The following is a 345-nucleotide window of genomic DNA, read 5'->3' on the forward strand; positions in this document are numbered from 1 at the left end:
GTTTACCTGGGCTTCGCCCATCGCCAGATGGATTTCCTCGTTATTCTGCATGGTAAACATAACGTCAAACAGCGGATTGCGTGACAGATCACGGCGTACTTCTACTTCCTCTACCAATTCTTCAAATGGGTATTCTTGATTCTCATACGCATTCAATGCCAGCTCTTTGATCTCGCTTAAAAATTCTAAGAATGTTTTTTCAGCCCTTGGATACCCTCTCATTGCCAGCGTATTGACAAACATGCCTGCGATCGTCTCGGTATCCGGATGCACCCTGCCTGAGATGGGTGTTCCTACCACGATATCTTGTTGCCTGCTGTATTTATGCAGTTCTATCATAAATAT

The 345-nt window shown here is 44.6% G+C and carries 1 protein-coding gene; it reads right to left on the reverse strand.

What is annotated here, in order from left to right; translation table 11 throughout:
* The coding region (locus ACNFN4_RS22265; protein ID WP_448200493.1) for a condensation domain-containing protein at window positions 1–339 on the reverse strand (339 nt) is incomplete at its 3' end.
* Window positions 340–345: the final 6 nt, after the last annotated feature.

It is taken from the genome of Bacillus sp. N1(2025) (genome assembly GCF_053470005.1).